At 46.1% G+C, this 20,626-nt stretch carries 15 protein-coding genes; 4 read left to right on the plus strand and 11 right to left on the minus strand.

Annotated features, from left to right (window positions below):
• Window positions 1–75 precede the first annotated feature (75 nt).
• Complete coding sequence (gene dnaE, locus IAQ59_RS06800; RefSeq protein ID WP_209330036.1) at window positions 76–4,362, plus strand: DNA polymerase III subunit alpha; 4,287 nt, start codon at window positions 76–78, stop codon at window positions 4,360–4,362.
• A gap of 89 nt (window positions 4,363–4,451) precedes the next feature.
• Window positions 4,452–4,772, plus strand: a complete 321-nt coding sequence (gene trxA, locus IAQ59_RS06805) for a thioredoxin (protein WP_209330037.1) — start codon at window positions 4,452–4,454, stop codon at window positions 4,770–4,772.
• Between the two features lie 130 nt (window positions 4,773–4,902).
• On the opposite strand, the gene IAQ59_RS06810 is transcribed toward trxA, so the two are convergent.
• The 8 genes from IAQ59_RS06810 to cmk form a co-directional block, all read right to left on the minus strand.
• Window positions 4,903–5,508: a DUF502 domain-containing protein gene (locus IAQ59_RS06810; protein WP_209330038.1), complete on the minus strand. Its 606-nt coding sequence runs from the start codon at window positions 5,506–5,508 to the stop codon at window positions 4,903–4,905.
• Window positions 5,509–5,612: 104 nt separating this feature from the next.
• Window positions 5,613–6,224 (minus strand): NADH:ubiquinone reductase (Na(+)-transporting) subunit E, encoded by a 612-nt coding sequence (nqrE, locus tag IAQ59_RS06815; protein WP_209330039.1) that lies wholly within the window; start codon window positions 6,222–6,224, stop codon window positions 5,613–5,615.
• A gap of 13 nt (window positions 6,225–6,237) precedes the next feature.
• Entirely contained in the window at window positions 6,238–6,921 is a 684-nt protein-coding gene (locus IAQ59_RS06820) for an NADH:ubiquinone reductase (Na(+)-transporting) subunit D (protein ID WP_209330040.1), read from the minus strand.
• A 28-nt stretch (window positions 6,922–6,949) separates the two neighbouring features.
• Window positions 6,950–7,717 carry an NADH:ubiquinone reductase (Na(+)-transporting) subunit C gene (nqrC, locus tag IAQ59_RS06825; protein ID WP_209330041.1) on the minus strand — a complete coding sequence of 256 codons (768 nt, stop codon included), beginning with the start codon at window positions 7,715–7,717 and terminating at the stop codon, window positions 6,950–6,952.
• A complete protein-coding gene (locus IAQ59_RS06830; RefSeq protein ID WP_209330042.1) occupies window positions 7,704–8,906 on the minus strand; it encodes an NADH:ubiquinone reductase (Na(+)-transporting) subunit B in 1,203 nt (400 codons plus the stop codon). The genes nqrC and IAQ59_RS06830 overlap by 14 nt, the downstream gene beginning before the upstream one ends.
• A gap of 3 nt (window positions 8,907–8,909) precedes the next feature.
• Window positions 8,910–10,274 carry a Na(+)-translocating NADH-quinone reductase subunit A gene (locus IAQ59_RS06835; RefSeq protein ID WP_209330043.1) on the minus strand — a complete coding sequence of 455 codons (1,365 nt, stop codon included), beginning with the start codon at window positions 10,272–10,274 and terminating at the stop codon, window positions 8,910–8,912.
• Window positions 10,275–10,406: 132 nt separating this feature from the next.
• The gene (locus IAQ59_RS06840; RefSeq protein ID WP_209330044.1) at window positions 10,407–11,306 is read right to left on the minus strand and encodes a 4-hydroxy-3-methylbut-2-enyl diphosphate reductase; all 900 of its coding nucleotides are present in this window, start codon (window positions 11,304–11,306) and stop codon (window positions 10,407–10,409) included.
• A gap of 11 nt (window positions 11,307–11,317) precedes the next feature.
• Complete coding sequence (cmk, locus tag IAQ59_RS06845; RefSeq protein WP_209330045.1) at window positions 11,318–11,995, minus strand: (d)CMP kinase; 678 nt, start codon at window positions 11,993–11,995, stop codon at window positions 11,318–11,320.
• Window positions 11,996–12,127: 132 nt separating this feature from the next.
• Here cmk and ade point away from each other — a divergent pair, with 132 nt between their 5' ends.
• Complete coding sequence (gene ade / locus IAQ59_RS06850; RefSeq protein ID WP_209330046.1) at window positions 12,128–13,789, plus strand: adenine deaminase; 1,662 nt, start codon at window positions 12,128–12,130, stop codon at window positions 13,787–13,789.
• A gap of 84 nt (window positions 13,790–13,873) precedes the next feature.
• Window positions 13,874–15,148 carry a sensor histidine kinase gene (locus tag IAQ59_RS06855; RefSeq protein ID WP_209330047.1) on the plus strand — a complete coding sequence of 425 codons (1,275 nt, stop codon included), beginning with the start codon at window positions 13,874–13,876 and terminating at the stop codon, window positions 15,146–15,148.
• On the opposite strand, the gene IAQ59_RS06860 is transcribed toward IAQ59_RS06855, so the two are convergent.
• The 3 genes from IAQ59_RS06860 to IAQ59_RS06870 form a co-directional block, all read right to left on the minus strand.
• Entirely contained in the window at window positions 15,141–16,121 is a 981-nt protein-coding gene (locus IAQ59_RS06860; RefSeq protein WP_209330048.1) for a YpdA family putative bacillithiol disulfide reductase, read from the minus strand. The two genes, IAQ59_RS06855 and IAQ59_RS06860, sit on opposite strands and share 8 nt — an antisense overlap.
• A gap of 15 nt (window positions 16,122–16,136) precedes the next feature.
• Entirely contained in the window at window positions 16,137–16,904 is a 768-nt protein-coding gene (locus tag IAQ59_RS06865) for an NRDE family protein (protein WP_209330049.1), read from the minus strand.
• Window positions 16,905–17,080: 176 nt separating this feature from the next.
• Window positions 17,081–20,530 carry a ThuA domain-containing protein gene (locus IAQ59_RS06870; protein WP_209330050.1) on the minus strand — a complete coding sequence of 1,150 codons (3,450 nt, stop codon included), beginning with the start codon at window positions 20,528–20,530 and terminating at the stop codon, window positions 17,081–17,083.
• Window positions 20,531–20,626 lie beyond the last annotated feature (96 nt).

Consider the following 20,626-nt stretch of genomic DNA (forward strand, 5'->3'; position numbering starts at 1 on the left):
CTGATTTCGGCCATTGTACTGGCAGATCAGACAGATTCGCCTTACCTTAGATCTTCAAAAAACCTGGAGATCTACATGTATATTATTTTTGATACGGAAACCACCGGCCTACCCAGAAGTTTTGATGCTCCCATTACCGATTTAGACAATTGGCCCAGATTGGTGCAACTCGCCTGGCAGCTACACGACGCCCACGGAAGGCTTCTTTCTCAGCATAACCACATCGTAAAGCCAGAGGGGTATACGATTCCCTACAATGCAGAGAAAATCCACGGCATCTCGACGAAGCGTGCAAACGAAGAGGGCAAGCCCCTGACGCAAGTCCTTGCGATGTTTCAAGAAGACGTGGCAAAAACTACCTACCTCGTCGGGCACAATGTGGAGTTTGACATCAACGTCACCGGTGCCGAATTTTTACGAAAAGAAGTCAGCACCGATTTTCTCTCCAAAAAAACCTTGGACACCAAGGATCTTTCCACCGACTTTTGCGCCATACCAGGTGGTAAAGGCGGTAAATATAAGTGGCCCACACTGACGGAACTCCATCAAAAGCTTTTTGGTGTGGGGTTTGACTCGGCGCACGATGCGGCGTATGACGTAGATGCGACAGCCAAGTGTTTTTTCGGTCTGATTACCGCCGGAGTAATTGCTCCCGAAGCCGGTTTGAAAATTTCGGAGGTAGTCTATGAAGCCCCAAATCTGGATGCCGCAAACTTTGACATGGCCGTGGATGAACAAAAAGCGGCCGCCAAAGATGTATTACGAGCAGCCGGAAAAGCCGATATCTCCGACCTTCGAGACATTCCATTTGTACACTTGCATGTGCACACCCAATTCTCTATTCTCCAGGCTACCTCTGAAATACCCACACTGATCCGAATAGCCAAGGAACAGGGTATGCCTGCCATCGCAATGACCGATCACGGTAACATGATGGGGGCCTTCAACTTTGTGAAGGAAGCCCTTGCAAACGATATCAAGCCAATCCTAGGCTGCGAATTTAACATCTGCCGGGACAGGAAAAACAAAAGCAGTAAGGACGATGGGTTCCAAGCCGTATTGTTCGCTAAAAACAAAGCCGGATACCACAACTTGGCCAAGCTCGCTTCCTATGCAAATATCGAAGGTTTTTACTACGTGCCACGAATTGACAAAGAGCTCCTTTTGAGTTACAAGGACAATCTAATTGCCACCACCGGAGGCCTTTGGGGTGAGATCCCTTATTTGATCCTCAATGTCGGTGAATCACAGGCTGAGGAAGCCTTCTTATGGTGGAAGGCGACCTTTGGCGAAGATTTTTACGTGGAACTAAACCGCCATGGCATCCCAGAAGAAGAGAAGGTCAATGAAGTTTTGCTGGAGTTTGCACACAAACACCACGTGAAATATTTTGCTGCAAATAACGCATACTACAGTTACAAGTCCGATGCGAATGCACATGACATCCTGCTTTGTGTAAAAGACGGAGAGCTGGTAGAAAAACCCAAAAAATACATCGGAAGGCGTGGCCGGGAGTTCCGGTTCGGTTTTCCAAACGAAGAGTTTTATATCAAGTCGCCGGACGAGATGAAAAAGCTTTTTGCCGACCTCCCAGAAGCCATTGCCTGTACCCATGAAATCGCAGAGGGGATTGAAGCCTACAAACTGGCACGAGAGGTCTTGCTGCCCAAATTTGACATTCCTGCGGAGTTTGTCGATCCTAAGGACGAGGAAGACGGCGGAAAACGCGGAGAGAATGCCTACCTTCGGCACCTCACCTACGAAGGGGCCAAAAGACGCTACGCCGAAATAACGCCGGAAATCCAAGACCGGCTCGACTTTGAGTTAGAAACAATCGAACGGACCGGGTATCCGGGTTATTTTTTGATTGTGCAGGATTTCACCCGAGCGGCGCGGGACATGGGCGTTTCGGTGGGCCCGGGAAGGGGTTCAGCTGCAGGGTCTGCTGTTGCCTATTGCGTGGGTATTACCAATATGGATCCCATTGCCTACGATTTACTATTTGAACGTTTTCTAAACCCGGACAGGGTATCACTCCCGGATATTGACATCGACTTTGACGACGAAGGAAGACAGCGGGTAATCGACTACGTCATCAAAAAATACGGTGCGAATCAAGTAGCGCAAATCATCACCTATGGTACCATGGCGGCCAAATCAGCCATCCGGGATACCGCTAGGGTATTGAACCTGCCGCTTTCAGAGGCAGACCGCTTGGCCAAGCTAGTACCTGACCTGAAGCTAAAGGCGCTATTTGACCTAGCGAAAGATCAAGCCAAACTTTCAGATAAGCTCAAAAACAACCACGAAAACGTTCAACGTGCCCTAGAACTAGTACGGATCGCCAAGGGACAAGACGATAACTCCAAGACGGTAAATCAAGCAAAGATCCTAGAGGGGTCTGTACGAAACACCGGTATCCATGCCTGCGGGGTCATCATCACCCCTGCCGACATCACCAATTATGTGCCTGTGGCGTTGGCCAAGGATTCCGAAATGGTTTGTACACAGTTTGACAACTCCGTGGTGGAAAGTGCCGGCCTCCTGAAAATGGACTTTTTGGGTTTGAAAACACTCACGCTGATCAAGGATGCGGTGAAAATTGTGGCGGAACGGCACGGCATTAAGTTGGATCCCGAGGCATTTCCAATCGATGATGAGAAAACCTACGAGCTATTTCAACGGGGAGAAACAGTGGGGATATTTCAGTATGAATCTGCTGGGATGCAAAAATACATGCGGGAACTGAAGCCAACGGTATTTGCCGATCTTATTGCGATGAATGCCCTATACCGTCCCGGTCCGCTGGAATACATCCCCAAATTCATCGACCGAAAACACGGCCGGGAGCCCATTACGTACGACCTCGATGACATGGAGGAATACCTGAAGGAAACCTACGGTATCACCGTATACCAAGAACAGGTTATGTTGCTTTCCCAAAAACTTGCCGGATTCACCAAAGGTGAGGCCGACGTACTCCGAAAGGCCATGGGAAAGAAGCAAAAAGACGTACTGGACAAGATGAAGCCCAAATTCATCGAACAAGCGGGCGGAAAAGGCCACGACAAAACCAAACTGGAAAAAATATGGAAAGACTGGGAAGCCTTTGCCTCCTACGCCTTCAACAAATCCCATTCCACCTGTTACGCATGGATTGCTTATCAAACCGCCTACCTGAAGGCGCACTATCCTGCAGAGTACATGGCCTCCGTACTGAGCAACAACATGAACGATCTCACCCAAGTGACTTTTTTCATGGAAGAGTGCAAGCGCATGAATATCGAAGTGTTGGGTCCGGATGTCAATGAGTCCAATAACGGCTTTACCGTAAATATGGAGGGGCAGGTACGATTTGGACTCGCTGCCATCAAAGGCGCAGGGGGAGCTGCCGTGAATGCCATCATCGAAGAACGGACAAAAGCAGGTTCTTACAAAGACTTCTTCGACTTTGTAAAGCGGGTTAACCTACGGGCGGTAAACAAAAAAACTTTGGAAGTATTGGCGATGGCAGGAGGGTTTGACTGCTTCAAGGAATATCACCGAAGACAATACCTGGAAGCTCCAGAAGGAGAAATTCCATTGATAGAAAAGGCGATTAAGTATGCCCAAAAGGTCATTCAAGAGGAGGAAAGCTCCCAGGTTTCGTTGTTTGGCGGTAGTTCCGGAATGGCCATCCCCCTCCCAAACGTACCCCAAATGGAACCTTTCAGCCAACTACAAGAGCTAAATATCGAAAAGGAGGTAGTGGGATTGTACATTTCGGGGCATCCGTTGGATCAGTTTAGAATTGAGATCGAAGCCTTTACCAACACCCAACTGCCTGAACTGGCCAACTTGGAAGGGATCAAATCCAGAGGTGAAATAAAGATTGCCGGAGCAGTTACCTCCTTTGCCCATCGCACCACAAAAACAGGGAAACCCTTCGGAACCCTAACACTCGAGGACTACCACGGTGGGTATACCTTTTTCATTTTTGGAGATGACTACGTCCGATACAAAGAATACTTTATGACCGGATGGTTTCTCTATGTCACCGGTAGCATCTATCCAAACAAATACAAACCCACCGAAGTGGAGTTTAAGATAAACAACATCTCCCTCCTCAACGAGCTCCGGGAGAAAATGATTAAGGGAATTCGGGTACACATCGCACTGGATGACTTGAGCTGTGATCTCATGGAAAAGCTAGAGCAAATCACCCAAAAACACCAAGGATCTGCCAAACTATATATCAATATCATTGACGACCGGGAAAAGATCACCTTGGACCTGATGTCCAAAAAATTCACAGTGGATCCCTCAAATGAAATGATCAAAGCATTGAACTCCATCCCTGAGCTGGCTTACAAGATCCTATAAAAAATACCGCGCTTTAGGAACTAATTGGGATAAGATGGGCTTTACATATTTACTTATATGATCTGTAATAAATTGATAACTAAACAGAAATGGCAAAAACATTAGAAATTACCGACGCTAACTTTGAGGAAGTGCTAAAATCAGCGCATCCCGTATTAGTAGATTTTTGGGCTGAATGGTGCGGACCTTGTAAGATGATCGGTCCAATTGTAGAAGAGTTGGCCGGTGAATACGAAGGGAAAGCCGTCATAGGAAAATTGGACGTGGATAGCAACCCGGAGATTACCATGAAATTTGGAGTAAGGAGCATTCCTACACTGCTGATATTCAAAGATGGTCAAATCGTGGACAAGCAAATCGGAGCAGTTCCAAAATCTGTCCTAAGCCAAAAACTTGAGGCTCAACTATAATCTGCGGCGGGTATTTTTCCCCGCAACCTAATCACGAATCACACATAAAGCAAAGAAAGCTGATCCAAATGGTCGGCTTTCTTCATTTATAGGCAGAAATCTATCTGGCAAATTGGATTCACTATATCGATCAAGGAGTCTCGGTGGCATCCTCCGTGGGAACTACACCGACCGGCAACTGACTAAGCTGGGATACCCCTCCTGAGACGATGAACTTCATAATCTCAGTACTATTGACATTCTTTAACACCCTGACGTTATCCCTAGGAACCAAATACAAGTTTCCGCTAAAATTATAGGAATGGGGGAAATAAACAGAAACCAAATTAGGTTCACCTAAGGCGCTAAGATCGCCTTGCGTCATGAAACCTAACCGGTGCGTATTCTCCGAAAGCTTTACAATGATAGGGGTATTGAATTTTTTCTTATCGCCTACAAAAGCCGACATCAGGTCTTTAATGCTTGTGTATAGGATATTTACGAGCGGAATCTTAAAAACGATCTTTTCCAGCTCTTCAAAAATTGATCGAGTTAAAAACAAACTGGTCATATATCCAACCGCCGTCACTATACCGAACACCACCAAAATGCCCAAACCCGGGACATTGATGGGAATCAGATTATCGAGGAATTGCACCGCCAAAAGGATGATATAGGCAGTAAGTGCAAATGGCACTACAAACAACAACCCACGAAAGAAGTACCCAAGGATTCTTTTAGATGTAAAGCTTGACATGATAAGCCTAATAAGTTTTCCAAAACGAGTAATAAAAAGTGTACCAAAAAAAGCCCTGCTTATAAAAACAGGGCTTCTATACAAGATTATTCAATGTACCTAAATTACAAATCGATCCCCATGAAAGACATAAACGCAATGCCCATCAAACCTGTGAGTAGCATGGTGATACCCAATCCCTTAAGCCCATTGGGCACATTTGAGTATTTTAGCTTTTCGCGGATAGCCGCGAGTGCTACAATCGCCAAAAAGAAGCCTGTTCCAGATCCAAATCCATATACGGTAGCTTCTGCTAATGTATAATCACGCTGCGCCATAAATAGGGACCCACCCAAGATCGCACAGTTAACCGCAATCAAGGGGAGGAAAATTCCCAAAGCGCCGTAAAGAGCTGGTGCAAACTTTTCCACTACCATTTCTACCAACTGTACCATCGCAGCGATGATCGCGATAAACATGATAAACCGAAGAAAGCTGAGGTCAACAGATGCCAGCCCTGAACCGAGAAACGCCAATGCGCCTTCCTTCAGTACAAACTCATTCAAAAGCCAGTTTAAAGGCACCGTAATAGTTAATACAAAAATTACGGCGGCACCTAAACCAAGTGCAGTGCTTACCTTTTTAGAAACGGCCAAAAAAGAACACATTCCCAAAAAGTAGGCGAAAACCATGTTGTCGATAAAGATCGATCGGATTCCTAAGCTAAATAATTCCATTTCTCTTTCGTATTTAGTGTTCTACATAGCCGGTCTTGGTACGTTGTACCCAGATGATAAGCCCTAGTATGATAAATGCTCCTACTGGGCTAACCATCAACCCATTGGTGGCCAAGTTAAAATCTTCTCCAAATAAACCAGAAACTGCATCAAACACAGGTACTCCAAAGACAGACCCAGAACCCCACAATTCTCTAAAGAATGCTACGGCCAAGATGATCCATGAATAGCCCAAGGCGCTTCCAAAGCCATCAAGTATGGAATCGTAAGGCTTGTTACCCAAAGCATAGGCCTCTAATCGCCCCATCACAATACAGTTGGTAATAATCAACCCCACAAAAACGGAAAGCTCTTTGTACATATCGTAGGCAAAAGCCTTCAATATTTCGTTTACCAGCGTTACCAAAGAGGCCACAACAGCCAGTTGTACAATAATTCGAACACGGGTTGGTATCTTATTTCGAAGCAGGGAAATGGTCAAGTTGGCCATTACCATTACAAAGATAACAGACAAAGCCATTACCAACGTGGGCTGCATTTGCGTAGTCACCGCCAGCGCCGAACAAATTCCCAATACTTGGATAGTGATTGGGTTGTCGTCAACCAAGGGATCAGTGATCAATTTTTTTCGTCTTTTGGATAGTAAAGGCTCTACTTCCTTTACGATACCTATTTTCTCAGCGGTTTCTGTACTCATCTTATATACAATTGAAACGTTCCAAAGTTTAATTTAAAGCCATTGCGTCCTGATTGGATTTTACCTTTTCCAAGTAAGCCTTATAATGGCCTAGGTACGCCTGCAACATGTTATTTACACCTACTGCTGTGATCGTAGCTCCCGAAAGTCCATCCACCTTATGAGGGTCACCTGAATAGTCCTTTCCTTCTCCCTTCTGCATGGCAACAGATGCAAGGTTTCCACCTTCGTCAAACACCTTTTTGCCTTCAAAACGGGCCTGCACATCTCCAGAGGTAATTCTAGCACCAAGCCCGGGAGTTTCACCGGCGTGGGCAAAAGTAACCCCTTCGATCGTATTTAAATCCGTTTGAAGCGCCACATATCCCCAAATGTTATCCCACAGACCCGCACCATAAACTGGTAGGATATAGGCTTCAGCCGCATCTTGATTTCCTTCTTTGTGAAATATAAAAACAGGGTAAAGTCTATCTTCGGGTGCCTTTTTGTAATTTCTACCCACATCAACCGACTCGGCAGTAACTGCCACGCCGTCCTGTTCAGTTACCTCGTCTCCCTTGATATTGACTACCTTGGAGGATATTCTGCTTTCATAGAAGGCATCTATCTCCTCGGCCTTCATTTTTCGGATTTCGTCGGACGATACCACCGCACCGAGTATTTGCTTTTTGGTATCCAAGGCCTCTGCCTTCTTCTGAATCGGCTTTAATACTTCTGCTGTTCCGGAAAGTAATAAGCCCAAAACGATGGTTAGGATTACAGAAAACGTAATCACATAAGCATTAGACTGTTGCACGTTGTAACCTCCTTTTTTTGTTTGCCTGAACTACATAATAATCAATGAGGGGAGCGAAGACATTCATAAATAGAACAGCTAACATAATTCCCTCAGGATACGCGGGGTTTGTTACCCGGATAATCACTGTCAATACACCAATCAGGAATCCATAAATCCATTTTCCAGTTTCTGTCTGAGCTGCCGATACAGGATCCGTGGCCATGAAGACAATTCCAAACGCCAATCCCCCCATTACCCAATGATATTGAGGAGGCATCGCCATGTATTCGTTAACCGCCAAAATATTCAAAATAAGTCCCATTACATAGGCCCCCGCAAATCCACTGAAGATGATTTTCCAGCTTGCTACGCCCGTTCCGATCAAAATTGCAGCGCCTACTAGCGCCATTAAGGTGGAAGTCTCACCGATTGAACCAGGTATCCAACCCATAAACATATTGGCGAAACTGAACATACCATCCCCTAACACTGAGTTATGTTTCGCCAATGCATCGGTCGCTGAAACACCGTCTACGCCGGCATTATAGGCAACCGCCAAGGCTGTCGCTCCAGAGTATCCATCGATCGGAGCCTTATCTCCCAGGTAAGTCCAGACCTGATCACCGGAAATTTGTGCCGGATAAGCGAAATACAAAAAAGCCCTTGCGGTCATGGCAACATTGAGGATATTCATCCCTGTTCCCCCGAAGACTTCCTTGCCCACCACTACCGCAAAGATGGTCGCTAGTCCCACCTGCCACAAGGGAATATTTGGAGGCATCACCAGCGCTATCAACATGCCTGTCACCAAAAAACCCTCACTAATGGGGTGATTCCGGATCACGCAAAAGGTAAACTCCGTAGAGAGACCTACCCCATAGGAAACAATCAAGATGGGTAGGACAGAGATCATTCCGATCAAGGCTTTATCCAGCCAAGTTGCCTCTTCACCCGTGACCAAGAAATGTTGATGTCCAACATTCAATATCCCAAATATCAACGCTGGAATCATCGCAATCACCACGGTAATCATGATTCGCTTCAAATCGGTCGCATCTTTGATTTGTGACCCTTTTGAGCCCGTTACCAAATCCGGAGCAAATGCAATTGTGCGGTGACCCTCATACAGTGTGTAGAACTTCTCCCATTTGCCTCCCTTCTCAAAGTTTGGCTTAACACTATCGAACAGGTTTTGTAAAACTTTCATATCTTAACTATACATTAATAATTCGATACCACTTCTAAGTAACGCCTGTATTTCATTTTTCGAAGGGTCTATAAATTCGCATAGCGCCACATCTTCCTCCACCAGTTCATAGATGCCCAACTCTTCCATTTCATCGTAGTCGTTGGCATGGATTGCCTTAAACAAGTATGTGGGAAGTATATCCATAGGCATCACTTTCTCAAAGGAACCGCTGATAACAAACGGCCGCTCTTCGCCATGGGTATTGGTATCTACTACATACTCCTTGTCTCTACTTAGAAACGACAGCATGCCTATCGCCTTGTGAAAACTTAATTTCTTCGCGCTCGGTTTTAGCCATCCTAAAAATTCTTCGTAATCCCCTTCAGGAATAACCGTGATCTGATGGTCATAATAGCCCATGTACCCGTCAGGATTGATCTTGGAACCGGTAAGAACATTTCCGGAAATAATGCGCAGATTATCCGATTTTGTGTTTCCTGCAACAAACGTATCCACGCAAGCACCTAAATAGGTATTTGTATAAGCCGCCTTTTTGAGTTCTGAGCCGGTAAGCGCAACCACCTTTGAGGCATCATACACCCCTTTGAGAAAAAGTTTACCGATCTGGATCACACCATATGGACTTACGGTCCATACGATCTCGCCTTTGTTGATGGGGTCAATGTGGTGAATTTGTACGCCAACGTTCCCCGCTGGGTGAGGACCCGAAAATTTGTTAATCTCTGCACCTTTTACATTGGTAAACGCGGCAGGAGCGGTTCCCTCTGCATTGAGACCCAAGAAGACTTTCCCCTTGGTTAATCTCTTCAATACATCAATCCCAGTTTGAAAGGCTTGCTCTTGCCCTTTGAAAAGAATTTCATAGTCGGGAGCTAAAGGATGACTATCAAAGCCTGAAATAAAAATAGCCCTTGGTTCATCAGCGGGATTAGCTATTACACCAAAAGGGCGTTGGATCAATTGAGGCCAAACACCGCTCAGAGTCATTTGGTCAATTAGTTTCTCTCGGCTTGCCGACTGAATATCAGCCGCAGAAAGTTTTTCGAAGGACTCGAATTCGATTTCGCTATCCGCCAAAATCTTTATCTCAAGAAGTTTTCTTTTCTCTCCCCGCTTGACTTCGACCACTTCGCCGGACACCGGTGCCACGAACTGCACCTTCTCCATCTTCTTATCAAATAATAGCGGGGTACCTGCTTTCACTGTATCCCCTTCTTTGACTAGCACCTTGGGCCTCTCCATTCCAAGGAAGTCTGTCGGCTTGATAGCGAAGGTTTTAACCGTAGGAAAACTTTCAACCTTTTTCTCAGCTTTCCCGGCTAAATTTATATCAAACCCTTTCTTTAGCTTTACTAGTTTTGACATATTTGAATTTTAGAACTACATGATCCTTTGAAAAACGGCTCAAATCTAATAAATTACATCAGTTATTAGAAGTTAAATCCGCTATTTATTGCATGCTGTGCCATGTTTGCACAGACTCAAATACTTACTTCACTATTGTGCGAAAACGGTTTTATCCTCGAGGCTTTGAATAAAGTCCCTGAGCCGTTCCATTAACCACATCGGGGTGGATGTAGCTCCACAAATACCTATTTTTGAAGCCCCTTCAAACCAGGAAGGATCAATTTCGTCTTCATTCTCCACGAAATAGCTTCTGCTATTCACCTGCTGACATACTTGGTAGAGTGCCCGCCCATTGGAGCTTTTCTTTCCTGACACAAACACAATCACATCATTCTCAGCGGCAAATCTCAAAAGCTGCGGTTCCCGGTTGGATACCTGCCGGCAAATGGAATCATTGGCATTAAAATCAACCTCTGTAAGCGTTCCCTTGGCCTCTCGGATACGGTCCGCTATCTTTTCCTTGAGGGCATAGAAGCCCTTGGTGCTCTTGGTAGTCTGACTGAACAAGGTAACCGGCCTGCTAAAATCCACACGATCCAAGTCAGCATCGTCCATCACGACAATCGCCTTCTCCAAGGTCTGCCCCGTCAACCCAATCACCTCAGCATGCCCTTTCTTGCCATAAATGACGATTTGTCCCTGCTCTCGCTCCATCTTGTCAAAGGCCGTCTTTACCCGATGTTGCAACTTGAGTACCACAGGACAGGAAGCATCGATCAACTCAATGTTATTCTCTATTGCCAGTTTGTACGTCTCGGGCGGCTCGCCATGGGCCCGGATGAGCACTTTGCAATCCGACAAGCACTTAAGTTGCTCCCGATCAATCACCTTTAGGCCCTTTTCACGAAGCCTTTTCACTTCCATATCGTTATGGACGATGTCTCCTAGGCAATAGAGCGTGTTTTCACCCTCCATTTCATCTTCGGCCATTTGGATAGCATACTCTACCCCAAAACAGTAACCCGAATTCTGATCAATTGTTACTTCCATGCCTTTATTGTTCAATTCATTTTTTGGCCCGCAAGCTCCAATATCTTTGTCACTTGCTCTTCAAACCTCAGGTCACTAGTATCTATCTCCACCGCATCTATAGCTTTTACCAAGGGGCTCTCTGCTCTCGTACTATCCATATGGTCCCGCTTCGCTAGATTATCCCTGATCTGGGCCAAGTCTGCAGACTGACCCCGTTCCTTAAGTTCATTTAATCTACGTTCAGCCCGCACTTCAAGTTTTGCAGACATAAAGACTTTTAGCTCCGCATGGGGAAATACGACCGTGCCTATGTCGCGCCCATCCATCACTACCCCTTTGTCAGCACCCAACCTTCGCTGCTTAGCTACCAATGCCTGCCTCACCTCTTTGATTTTGCTCACTTCGCTGACAGACTCTGTGACCTCCATACCCCTAATCTCATCCTCCACATCTTGGCCATTTAAAAAAATTCGCTGAGTACCATCTGCTTCGTTGACATGAAAATCGATATTTACCCGCTCTAAAGATTGCCGAATTTGCTCAATATTCCGTAAATTGGTGTGCTGGTTCAAAAAATGAAGCGTCACTGCTCTATACATGGCCCCTGAATCGATGTAAGCATACTTCAACGCTTGTGCCACCGATTTTGCTGTGGTGCTTTTTCCGCATCCAGAAAGGCCATCTATAGCGATAATGATTTTTTTCATTAAGGAAAAGTAGCTTTGACGTCGATTGAATATTCGGCTGCAAATATAGTAGTTTTAAATAGATTACGGATACATTGAACCCATTTAGAATTTTTTATTTGTCAACGATGCTTGAATTTTATTTTGCTATTTATGAAAAAAAGACCTACTGACAATAAGATCGTTAACGTTTCGGGGCAATACGTAGACATTTACCATAAAGTCATTTACCCCGCTGAAGTTGGTATTCACCGAGGACGGATCGCTTCTATAAAACGGCTATCCACCGCACCGCAACAGTATATGCTTCCCGGGTTTATTGATGCTCATGTCCACATAGAATCCTCCTTGTTGGTTCCTTCTGAGTTTGCACGACTGGCGGTGGTCCATGGCACTGTCGCCACCGTATCGGATCCTCACGAAATCGCCAACGTATGCGGTATGGATGGAGTGACCTACATGATCGAAAACGGCTCTTCCGTCAATTTTAAATTTTACTTCGGTGCCCCCTCTTGTGTCCCTGCTACCATTTTTGAGACCGCCGGTGCTGCCATTGGGACGTCGGAAATCGCTGAACTGCTAGCCGATAATCGCATCAAATACCTCGCAGAAATGATGAACTGGCCGGGGGTAATCAACCGGGACGAAAACGTTATGCAAAAAATCGCACTCGCTAAAAAGGCAGGCAAACCAATCGATGGTCATGCACCGGGATTGACAGGGGAAGCTGCCGCAGCCTATATAGCCGGTGGCATGAGTACCGACCACGAATGCTTTAACTACGAAGAGGCTGAATTTAAAATCAAACAGGGAATGAAGGTCGCCATTCGAGAAGGCAGCGCTGCAAAAAACTTTGACGCGCTGATTGACCTGATAGATCGGTACCCTGAAAGCATCATGTTTTGCTCAGACGATAAACATCCGGATAGCCTGATTGAAGGGCATATCAACCAACTGGTAGCGCGAGCAATTGACCGGGGAAAAGACCTATTTGATGTGTTACGTGCCGCCTGCCTCGCACCCATAGCTCATTACGGTTTGGACGTGGGCACTCTCCGTGAAGGCGACCCTGCTGACTTCATCGTCGTAGAAGACTTAGAAAGGTTTTCCGTACTGGCAACCTACATCAACGGAGTGATGGTAGCCAATAAACACGAAAGCCTGATACCTTCTGTAAAGACCACATCAATCAATCGGTTTACCGCAGACCCTATCCACGAAGCCTCGCTCATCATCCAAGATAAACAAAAAGATGTCCGGGTAATTGTAGCAGAAGCCGGTCAGTTGGTTACCAAACAAACTTGGGCAACCCTCACAGCTGTCAATGGCAACCTTGTCTCGGATACTACACAGGATATACTCAAAATAGCTGTAATCAACCGATACAAAAAAGCCCCACCCGCTTTGGGATTTATCCAGAACTTTGGGTTAAAAAAAGGTGCAATCGCCTCATCGGTGGCCCATGACTCCCATAATCTCGTAGTCGTCGGAACCAATGAACGGGACATGGCAAATGCTGTGAACGCTATCATTGCCCAAAAAGGCGGACTTTCCCTCTGTGACAGCGAAATCTGCAAAACCCTTCCCCTTCCTGTTGCCGGATTGATGACTACCGATGATGCCTTTCTCACCGCCGCCCGCTACACCGAGCTGGACAGGCTGGCAAAGGAACGACTAGGCTCCACATTGGGTTCTCCCTACATGACCTTGAGTTTTATGGCTTTATTGGTGATCCCTGAGTTAAAACTCAGCGACAAAGGCCTTTTTGACGGAAAATCATTTAACTTCGTTTCCTTATATAACGACTTGAATTAGAAAGTTATTCCTCGGTACATGGTCAATTGGAATAGAATAGTGGAGCAACTTAAGTCTTGGTTTTTTTGGCACCGGACCCCGGTGATGGAAAAACAGATATTTAACTCCATGCTGTTTATTATTGCCATATACCTAGTTGCCATGGGTATTCTCAATGTTTTTTTAAATCAACCCGGGCTTACGTTGATCTCTTTTTTCACCTTGGTGCCTCTGGCATGTGTCTATTATTTGGTTCGTATAAAGAACCGGTACCGGCTATCCCTTTACCTTTTTGGTGGGCTCAGCTATCCGCTTATTGCGGCCAATTTTTTCCTGAACGACGGCATCCTCGGGCCAACATCCTACATTTTCATCCTCATGAACGTGGTATTGATCAGTATCGCACCACTCAAAATGATTTCTGGATGGACCGCTGTCAACATAGTTTTCTTTGTGGTGCTTTATTACATTGGAACTTATCATTCGGATTGGATCCCAAGCAACTATATTTCGGAAAACTACCTGTTTATCGATCATATACTTACCTATATTGGCTCGTTACTTGGCATTACGCTTCTTTTAACCACTATCAAACAATATTACCATTTTCAAAAATCAGAGGCGGAATTCAAACGGAACGAATTGGCCCTGCTTAACCGAGACTTGAATAATCTCAATCAGCAAAAAGATAAGATCATCGCCATTATCGTGCATGACTTGAAAAACCCGCTTAACTCAATCCTACAAACCTTAGAACTGATTGATCAGGCGGGGGATCTGACTCCGGAAGAGCTGAACTTTATTCATAGTGAATTGCTGAAAAACACCAAAAGGACCTACCTAATGATGGAGAACATCCTGGAATGGTCCTCATTTGAACTAAACAACACACAGAATCGTGTCCGACAAATTGACCTGAAAGGGCTCCTAAAAGACACCTTGGACATTATGGCATCTATTGCGGCCCAAAAACAACTAACCTTGCATGTAAACTTTAACGGAAACCCCGAAGTACATGGCGAAACAGATCGTGTGCTACTCATCGCCCGAAACCTGATCCAAAATGCCATTAAGTTTTCCAATCAGGGCGGCTCAATCTGGCTGGAAGTAAGCAGCGACGACGGACAAATCATTATTTCGGTAAAAGATAATGGAATAGGGATTTCGGAGCACAAACTCAATGACCTCTTTCAGTTAGAAATCAAGCCTACCTACGGTACGGCCAACGAGAAAGGCACAGGAATGGGTCTCCATATCTGTTACCAAAATGCCATGAAGCTCGGAGGCACACTCGAAGTACGCAGCAAAGGGGGAGTGGGCAGTACCTTCACGCTTCGCTTTCCGGACAACCTAGAGGAGACCCCAAAAACGCTTAGCTAGTCCCCTGCTTTTTCCCTACGATATCATTCATGATATAGGAAGCGTGCACAATGGTATTTTCAATAAAAAACTCGCGGGTGTTAAGACCTCCGCAAACTACCCCCGCCAGGTAAAGCCCAGGAACGTTTGATTCCTGACTTTGATTATCATAGCAAGGCTTTTTATGCTCATCTAAGCTAAGCTCGACCCCCAACTGGTCAAGCAAGGCAAAATTGGGTCTATAACCCGTCATGGCCAGTACAAAATCATTGGGCACCTTTACAGGTCCTTCTGGGGTTTTAATCGAAACGTTATCGGGTTCAATGGCAGCGATGGTGGCATTGAAATACGCCTTTATGGATCCTTCTTTAATGCGATTTTCGATATCCGGGAGCACCCAGTATTTGACCGTTTGGTCAATGGTAGGCTTCATCACCACCATGGTCACTTCAGCGCCTTTACGCCAGGTCTCCAAGGCTACATCTACCGCCGAATTTCCACCGCCGACCACCATTACTTTTTGCCCAATGTAGGGCCAAGGCTCTTTGTAATAATGCGATACTTTAGGCAATTCTTCACCTGGCACCGACATCTTATTTGGAAGGTCATAAAAACCGGTGGCCATTACCAAATGGGCTGCACGGTAAGAGGCTTTGTTCGTGATAACTTCAAACGTCCCGTTTGGATTCTTGGTCAATTTAAGTGCTTCTTCGTAGAGGTGTATCTTTAGCCGATAATGCTTCACAATGCGCCTATAATATTCCAGCGCCTCTGTACGCGTCGGCTTATTGGCTATGGACATAAAAGGAATATCAGCCATTTCCAACTTCTCGGAAGTAGAAAAAAAGGTCATATTTGAGGGGTAATGAAAAATCGAATTCGTGAGAACACCCTTTTCTATGATTAGGTAATTCAACCCTTTTCGTTCGGCTTCTACACCGCAGGCGATGCCAATCGGCCCACCTCCTATGATCAACACATCCAGTTTATCCATATCGCTTTCCATTACTCAATTGCGCTGAAGCGCATTCATTGAAAAGGTGATCTTTGTGCGCTCCTTTTGCGGCATCAAACGACGCTCCAGTATTTCAACTTCTCCTGTATGCTTCCACAAGAGCGCTGTTGTATTCACCGTACCATAATAGTCCTCTACCTCAATAAATTGGGCCGAAACCGCCTTTTCCAGCCGCGGAGACAACCCCGTGGAAGGAAGGTTTTCGTCTCTTGCTAATTCCCGGGACTGCAACAGCGAACCCACTTCCTCCAAGTCGATCTCCTGCCCGGCAATCAAACCACCCAATTCATTCTTCGCCATGTCTACCTTTGGCCAAGGAGTATTCAGCAGGGCATTGCTAAGTCCATGCAATCCGGGATTCACCCGCTGCACGGCCTCTTGGTAGTTAGAAACAAACCACATCTCCTCCTGTTCTGCCAGTAGCAGATTGAAGCCATTGTATTGGTATTTAGTTTCTTGCAGGTGGGCAATAAACTCCAAAACCGAGTTATTCCCAGACAAGAATTTGGGAATCAGCTCCCCCCGGCTTTTGCTATCTGGGGTTTCATTGGAGATGTCCCTGAAATTAGTCAAAGCGGCGAATCTCCCGTTTGGATGAATCCCCATCCACGTTCCACCAGCCTTTAAGTCCTTACCGGCATAAAAGCCCTCATCCCACAAACGAAGGGAGGCAGTCGGCCGTTTAAAGTACTCGTCTCTATTGGCCACTAATACCATTTTATATACAGGATGATCCATCCAATTAAATGCAATCAAACACATAAACTTCTCGATGCTATATTCAACCCCACGAGCTCCCTTAACAATTCCAGCGCCAAAGAAGTTTTTTTTCCCGCCAGTGCATGCTGCCTTTATACCTATCGGGCAATACATCAACACAAAAGGCTTCCTGTTCCTAGCTAAAGAAAATCAGGAAGCCTCTGATTATTACAAAAGGCTTATCGCGCCTTTATTTCGGCGGCGGTAATCGCCAATGGGACGGATTCTTCATTTGTTAGCGGAGACATCACCAAAAAGACCTCTTGCTTACCACTCAGATCAGAACCAATCGGCAAGCTCACCGTTCCAACGAAACGCCCTTGGGCTTCTGATAAATCCGAGCTTTTCACTGACTTGGAGGCAATCTCAGCTCCATCCTTGCTACCTCTTTTTAGCGAGATCTGATAGCCGTTATCTACCAGTTTCTGACTTCCCAACTGAATTTCTAACGATTGGAGACCCGTAAGGTCTATGGCACCTAAGGACGCTATGCTTTCCTTATCCGTGGCAGGAATCAGAATGGCCCTACCCCCTATATCGTAGGTACCAAAGTTTTCCTTCTTCACGCCTGCAAAATCCAGCTTGGGACTTCTCAGGTACGCTGCCCCACCACCGGTAAGTGGCTTGATCCCTCGTCCACCTTTGTCTGTGTAGGTAGCTGTAATCCGAAGTGTTCCAGAATCAGACACCGGCTTTCCCAGCGTTGGATCCAAGGTCCCAGAAGCAGGTAGAGAAGGCTGCCTGCTAGACTCATCCAATAGGGATCGTATGTAGGCAATAATTTTCTTTGCATCTCCTTCCTTCACATCTGGGTTTGCCGGCATTACCGTTTCACCCCAGATACCTGACCCCCCTTTCATAATTTTGTTCACCAAATGTGCCTCTGCAGAGGGGTTATTGCGGTACTTTCTGGCCACATCAAAATAGGCAGGCCCGATAGAAGCCTCATCTTCCTTGTGGCAGGTCTTACAGGTAAGCGATTCCATCAGGCTCTTCCCTGCCATGGCTTCCGTCATCACTTGATGACCCATGGACGCCTCCGCTTGGTCAAAGCCTTCTATGTAATCCGCAACTACGTACAGGGTAGATAAATCATAATCGGCAGCGGGATCGTCCGGATCTGTCACTTCTACCTGGTAGCTCACTTTTTTTCCGGGAAAATAAAAAGATTGGTTTCCTGCTACCGCTATACTTACCAAAGGTGCCATATTGCCGGCATAAACCTCCACGGCCTGCGACTGCGAAGTTAGCCCTCCAGCATCTGTAACGTTGAGACGAATGGCATAATCGCCCACTTGGTCAAACGTATAGGTTAGCGTAGGCTCAGCGGTTTCCACCACTTCACCATTTCCGAGATCCCACTGAAAACCTAACTTATCATTCTCAGGGTCACGTACTTCTGCCTCCAGATTTACGGTTAAGGGGAGTGCACCTGAGGTATGGTCTACATTGATTGCCGTGACCACGGGCGCCCGGTTTCCGGGATTGTAGTCGATTCTGGACAGGGCAGCATCAGGATTCTTGGAAAACCAACCGTTGCCGTATTCCAGATAATACAACTTACCGTCTGGACCAAGCTCCATATCTATCAGTGCATTGTTGCGAGTGCCTGGCATAAAAGGCTCCATCTGTACGTAATCCCCATTTTCATCCATGGTAACCACTCTCACCCAACCTCTTATCCATTCGTAAATGAACAGTTTGCCATCAAAATAGTCCGGGAGACCTCCCCCGTTAGGGTATAAATCGGAGTAGTATACCGGACCAGCCATGGCATTCCTACCCCCTGTACCTACCAGAGGAAATTCAACTGATTCAACATACGGGTACCAGATAAATGCAGGCTGTGCAGGTGGCAATTCTCGGATTCCGGTGTTATTTTTGGAGATATTCAACGGCTTTTGCGGGTCAAAGGTAATCCCTGACTCCCCTGTATCGAAGTTGTAAACGGTATAGGGATAATTGTTCCCTACGAAAAAGGGCCAACCAAAATTTCCTGCCTTTTTGGCCTGATTCACCTCATCATAACCCATGGGACCTCTCACACCGAGGCTGTCTGCACGCGCATCAGGACCCACTTCACCCCAATAGAGGTATCCAGTTTTTTTATCCACTGAAATCCTGTAAGGATTCCGATTCCCCTGCACATAAATCTCCGGCCTTGTTCCAGCCATACCCTTTGGGTACAAATTACCGTCCGGAATATCATAACTTCCGTCTTCGTTCACTTTAATCCGTAGAATCTTCCCCCTCAAATCGTTGCTGTTACCCGAAGAACGGGCTGCGTCATATTGTTCTCTTCCCGGACGATCGTCGATGGGTGCATACCCGCGAAGGGTGAATCTGGAGTTCGCCTGATTAAAGGGCGTAGCGTTATCACCAGCAGACACATATAGCAACCCATCTTTATCAAAGGCTATCGAGCCCCCGGTATGGCAACAGATATCCCGCTGTGAATAAAACTCTAGGATCACCTGCTCGGAGGCCATATTCAACTTGTCGTTTTCAAACTTGAAACGGGAAAGTCTGTTGACCCATTCACCCGTAGGGCTATAAAAAAGATATACCCAACGGTTGGTCGCAAAGTTTGGATCTACCTGAAGGCCCAAAAGCCCCTCCTCTGCATTCACACCTCGCACATCAGTCCTCCAGTATACGTCCAATTGTCCCGCCGGCTTCACCGTTGATCCATCCTGTTTATACAGCAATACCTCACCTCTTCGCTGGGCAACCAAAATATCCAGATTTGGCAAAATAGCCATCTCTACGGGCTCTGTAAACACACCGGATGCCAAGGTTATTTTTTCAAATCGGTCTTCTTCGGGAACACGCTTACTTGTGGACTTCGAATAATCCCGCTTGCCTGTTTTGCCGACTGCATACCGAATCCCCTCCAGAATGTGCTTCATAAAAAGCTCTTCGGTAAACGATTCCGAGGTATGCCCCCCACCCGTATAGAACGCACGCCCACCATCGTACTCATGATACCAGGCAATGGGGTGATAGCCCGTGTCCACACCACCTTGATAACTGTCTTCGTCGAGCGTAATCAACACGTTGACGGCTTCGTTGAAGTTTTTGTAGCTGTACCATTCGTCCTTTCTGCCCCATTTTTCTGGGAGAAACTCGGTACTAGAGTGGGTTTTATCCACTACGTCCAACATCCCCTCCTGTACATTGGGGTGTGGATCGTTGATGCCGGGATGATCCAGAAAGTTTCCTCCCACCATTTTAGCATACCAAGGCCAATCATATTCGGTGTCAGCGGCAGCATGGATACCCACAAAGCCCCCACCAGCCTGGATATAGCGCTCAAAATCCGCCTGCTGATAGTGATCCAATACATTTCCCGTGGTGCTGAGAAAAATGACGGCATCGTATTCCTTCAAAACCTCTTCCGTAAACAGCGCCGCATTTTTGGTCGTATCCACTTCAAATCCATGCGCTTCTCCCAGACGTTGTATGGCAGCTATTCCATCTGGAATGGATTGGTGATAGTACCCGGATGTTTTACTGAACACCAGGACTTTGGGATCTCCCGAACGTCCTGTACAGGAGACAAACACCGTCGTTGAGGCAAAAACAAGGAGGAGCAGCAACGCACCAATAGGTTTTAGGCAATTATTCATCGTATTCATTATTAATTGTTTGTCATTTTTTTGCTATCCACCAACCAAAAATCTACCAACAAGACCTATACTTTCCGAAACACATTAGCATATAAA

It is taken from the genome of Lunatimonas salinarum, assembly GCF_017811155.1.
Classification (GTDB): domain Bacteria; phylum Bacteroidota; class Bacteroidia; order Cytophagales; family Cyclobacteriaceae; genus Lunatimonas; species Lunatimonas salinarum.

Excerpts from the sequence above, each read along its gene's own strand:
- IAQ59_RS06810 (WP_209330038.1), bottom strand. The coding sequence starts at position 5,508 with ATGTCAAGCTTTACATCTAAAAGAATCCTTGGGTACTTCTTTCGTGGG.
- ade (WP_209330046.1), top strand. The coding sequence starts at position 12,128 with ATGAAAAAAAGACCTACTGACAATAAGATCGTTAACGTTTCGGGGCAA.
- IAQ59_RS06860 (WP_209330048.1), bottom strand. The coding sequence starts at position 16,121 with ATGGATAAACTGGATGTGTTGATCATAGGAGGTGGGCCGATTGGCATC.
- dnaE (WP_209330036.1), top strand. The coding sequence starts at position 76 with ATGTATATTATTTTTGATACGGAAACCACCGGCCTACCCAGAAGTTTT.
- IAQ59_RS06840 (WP_209330044.1), bottom strand. The coding sequence starts at position 11,306 with ATGGAAGTAACAATTGATCAGAATTCGGGTTACTGTTTTGGGGTAGAG.
- trxA (WP_209330037.1), top strand. The coding sequence starts at position 4,452 with ATGGCAAAAACATTAGAAATTACCGACGCTAACTTTGAGGAAGTGCTA.
- IAQ59_RS06855 (WP_209330047.1), top strand. The coding sequence starts at position 13,874 with ATGGAAAAACAGATATTTAACTCCATGCTGTTTATTATTGCCATATAC.
- IAQ59_RS06830 (WP_209330042.1), bottom strand. The coding sequence starts at position 8,906 with ATGAAAGTTTTACAAAACCTGTTCGATAGTGTTAAGCCAAACTTTGAG.
- IAQ59_RS06865 (WP_209330049.1), bottom strand. The coding sequence starts at position 16,904 with ATGTGTTTGATTGCATTTAATTGGATGGATCATCCTGTATATAAAATG.
- IAQ59_RS06835 (WP_209330043.1), bottom strand. The coding sequence starts at position 10,274 with ATGTCAAAACTAGTAAAGCTAAAGAAAGGGTTTGATATAAATTTAGCC.
- cmk (WP_209330045.1), bottom strand. The coding sequence starts at position 11,995 with ATGAAAAAAATCATTATCGCTATAGATGGCCTTTCTGGATGCGGAAAA.
- nqrE (WP_209330039.1), bottom strand. The coding sequence starts at position 6,224 with ATGGAATTATTTAGCTTAGGAATCCGATCGATCTTTATCGACAACATG.
- IAQ59_RS06820 (WP_209330040.1), bottom strand. The coding sequence starts at position 6,921 with ATGAGTACAGAAACCGCTGAGAAAATAGGTATCGTAAAGGAAGTAGAG.
- IAQ59_RS06870 (WP_209330050.1), bottom strand. The coding sequence starts at position 20,530 with ATGAATAATTGCCTAAAACCTATTGGTGCGTTGCTGCTCCTCCTTGTT.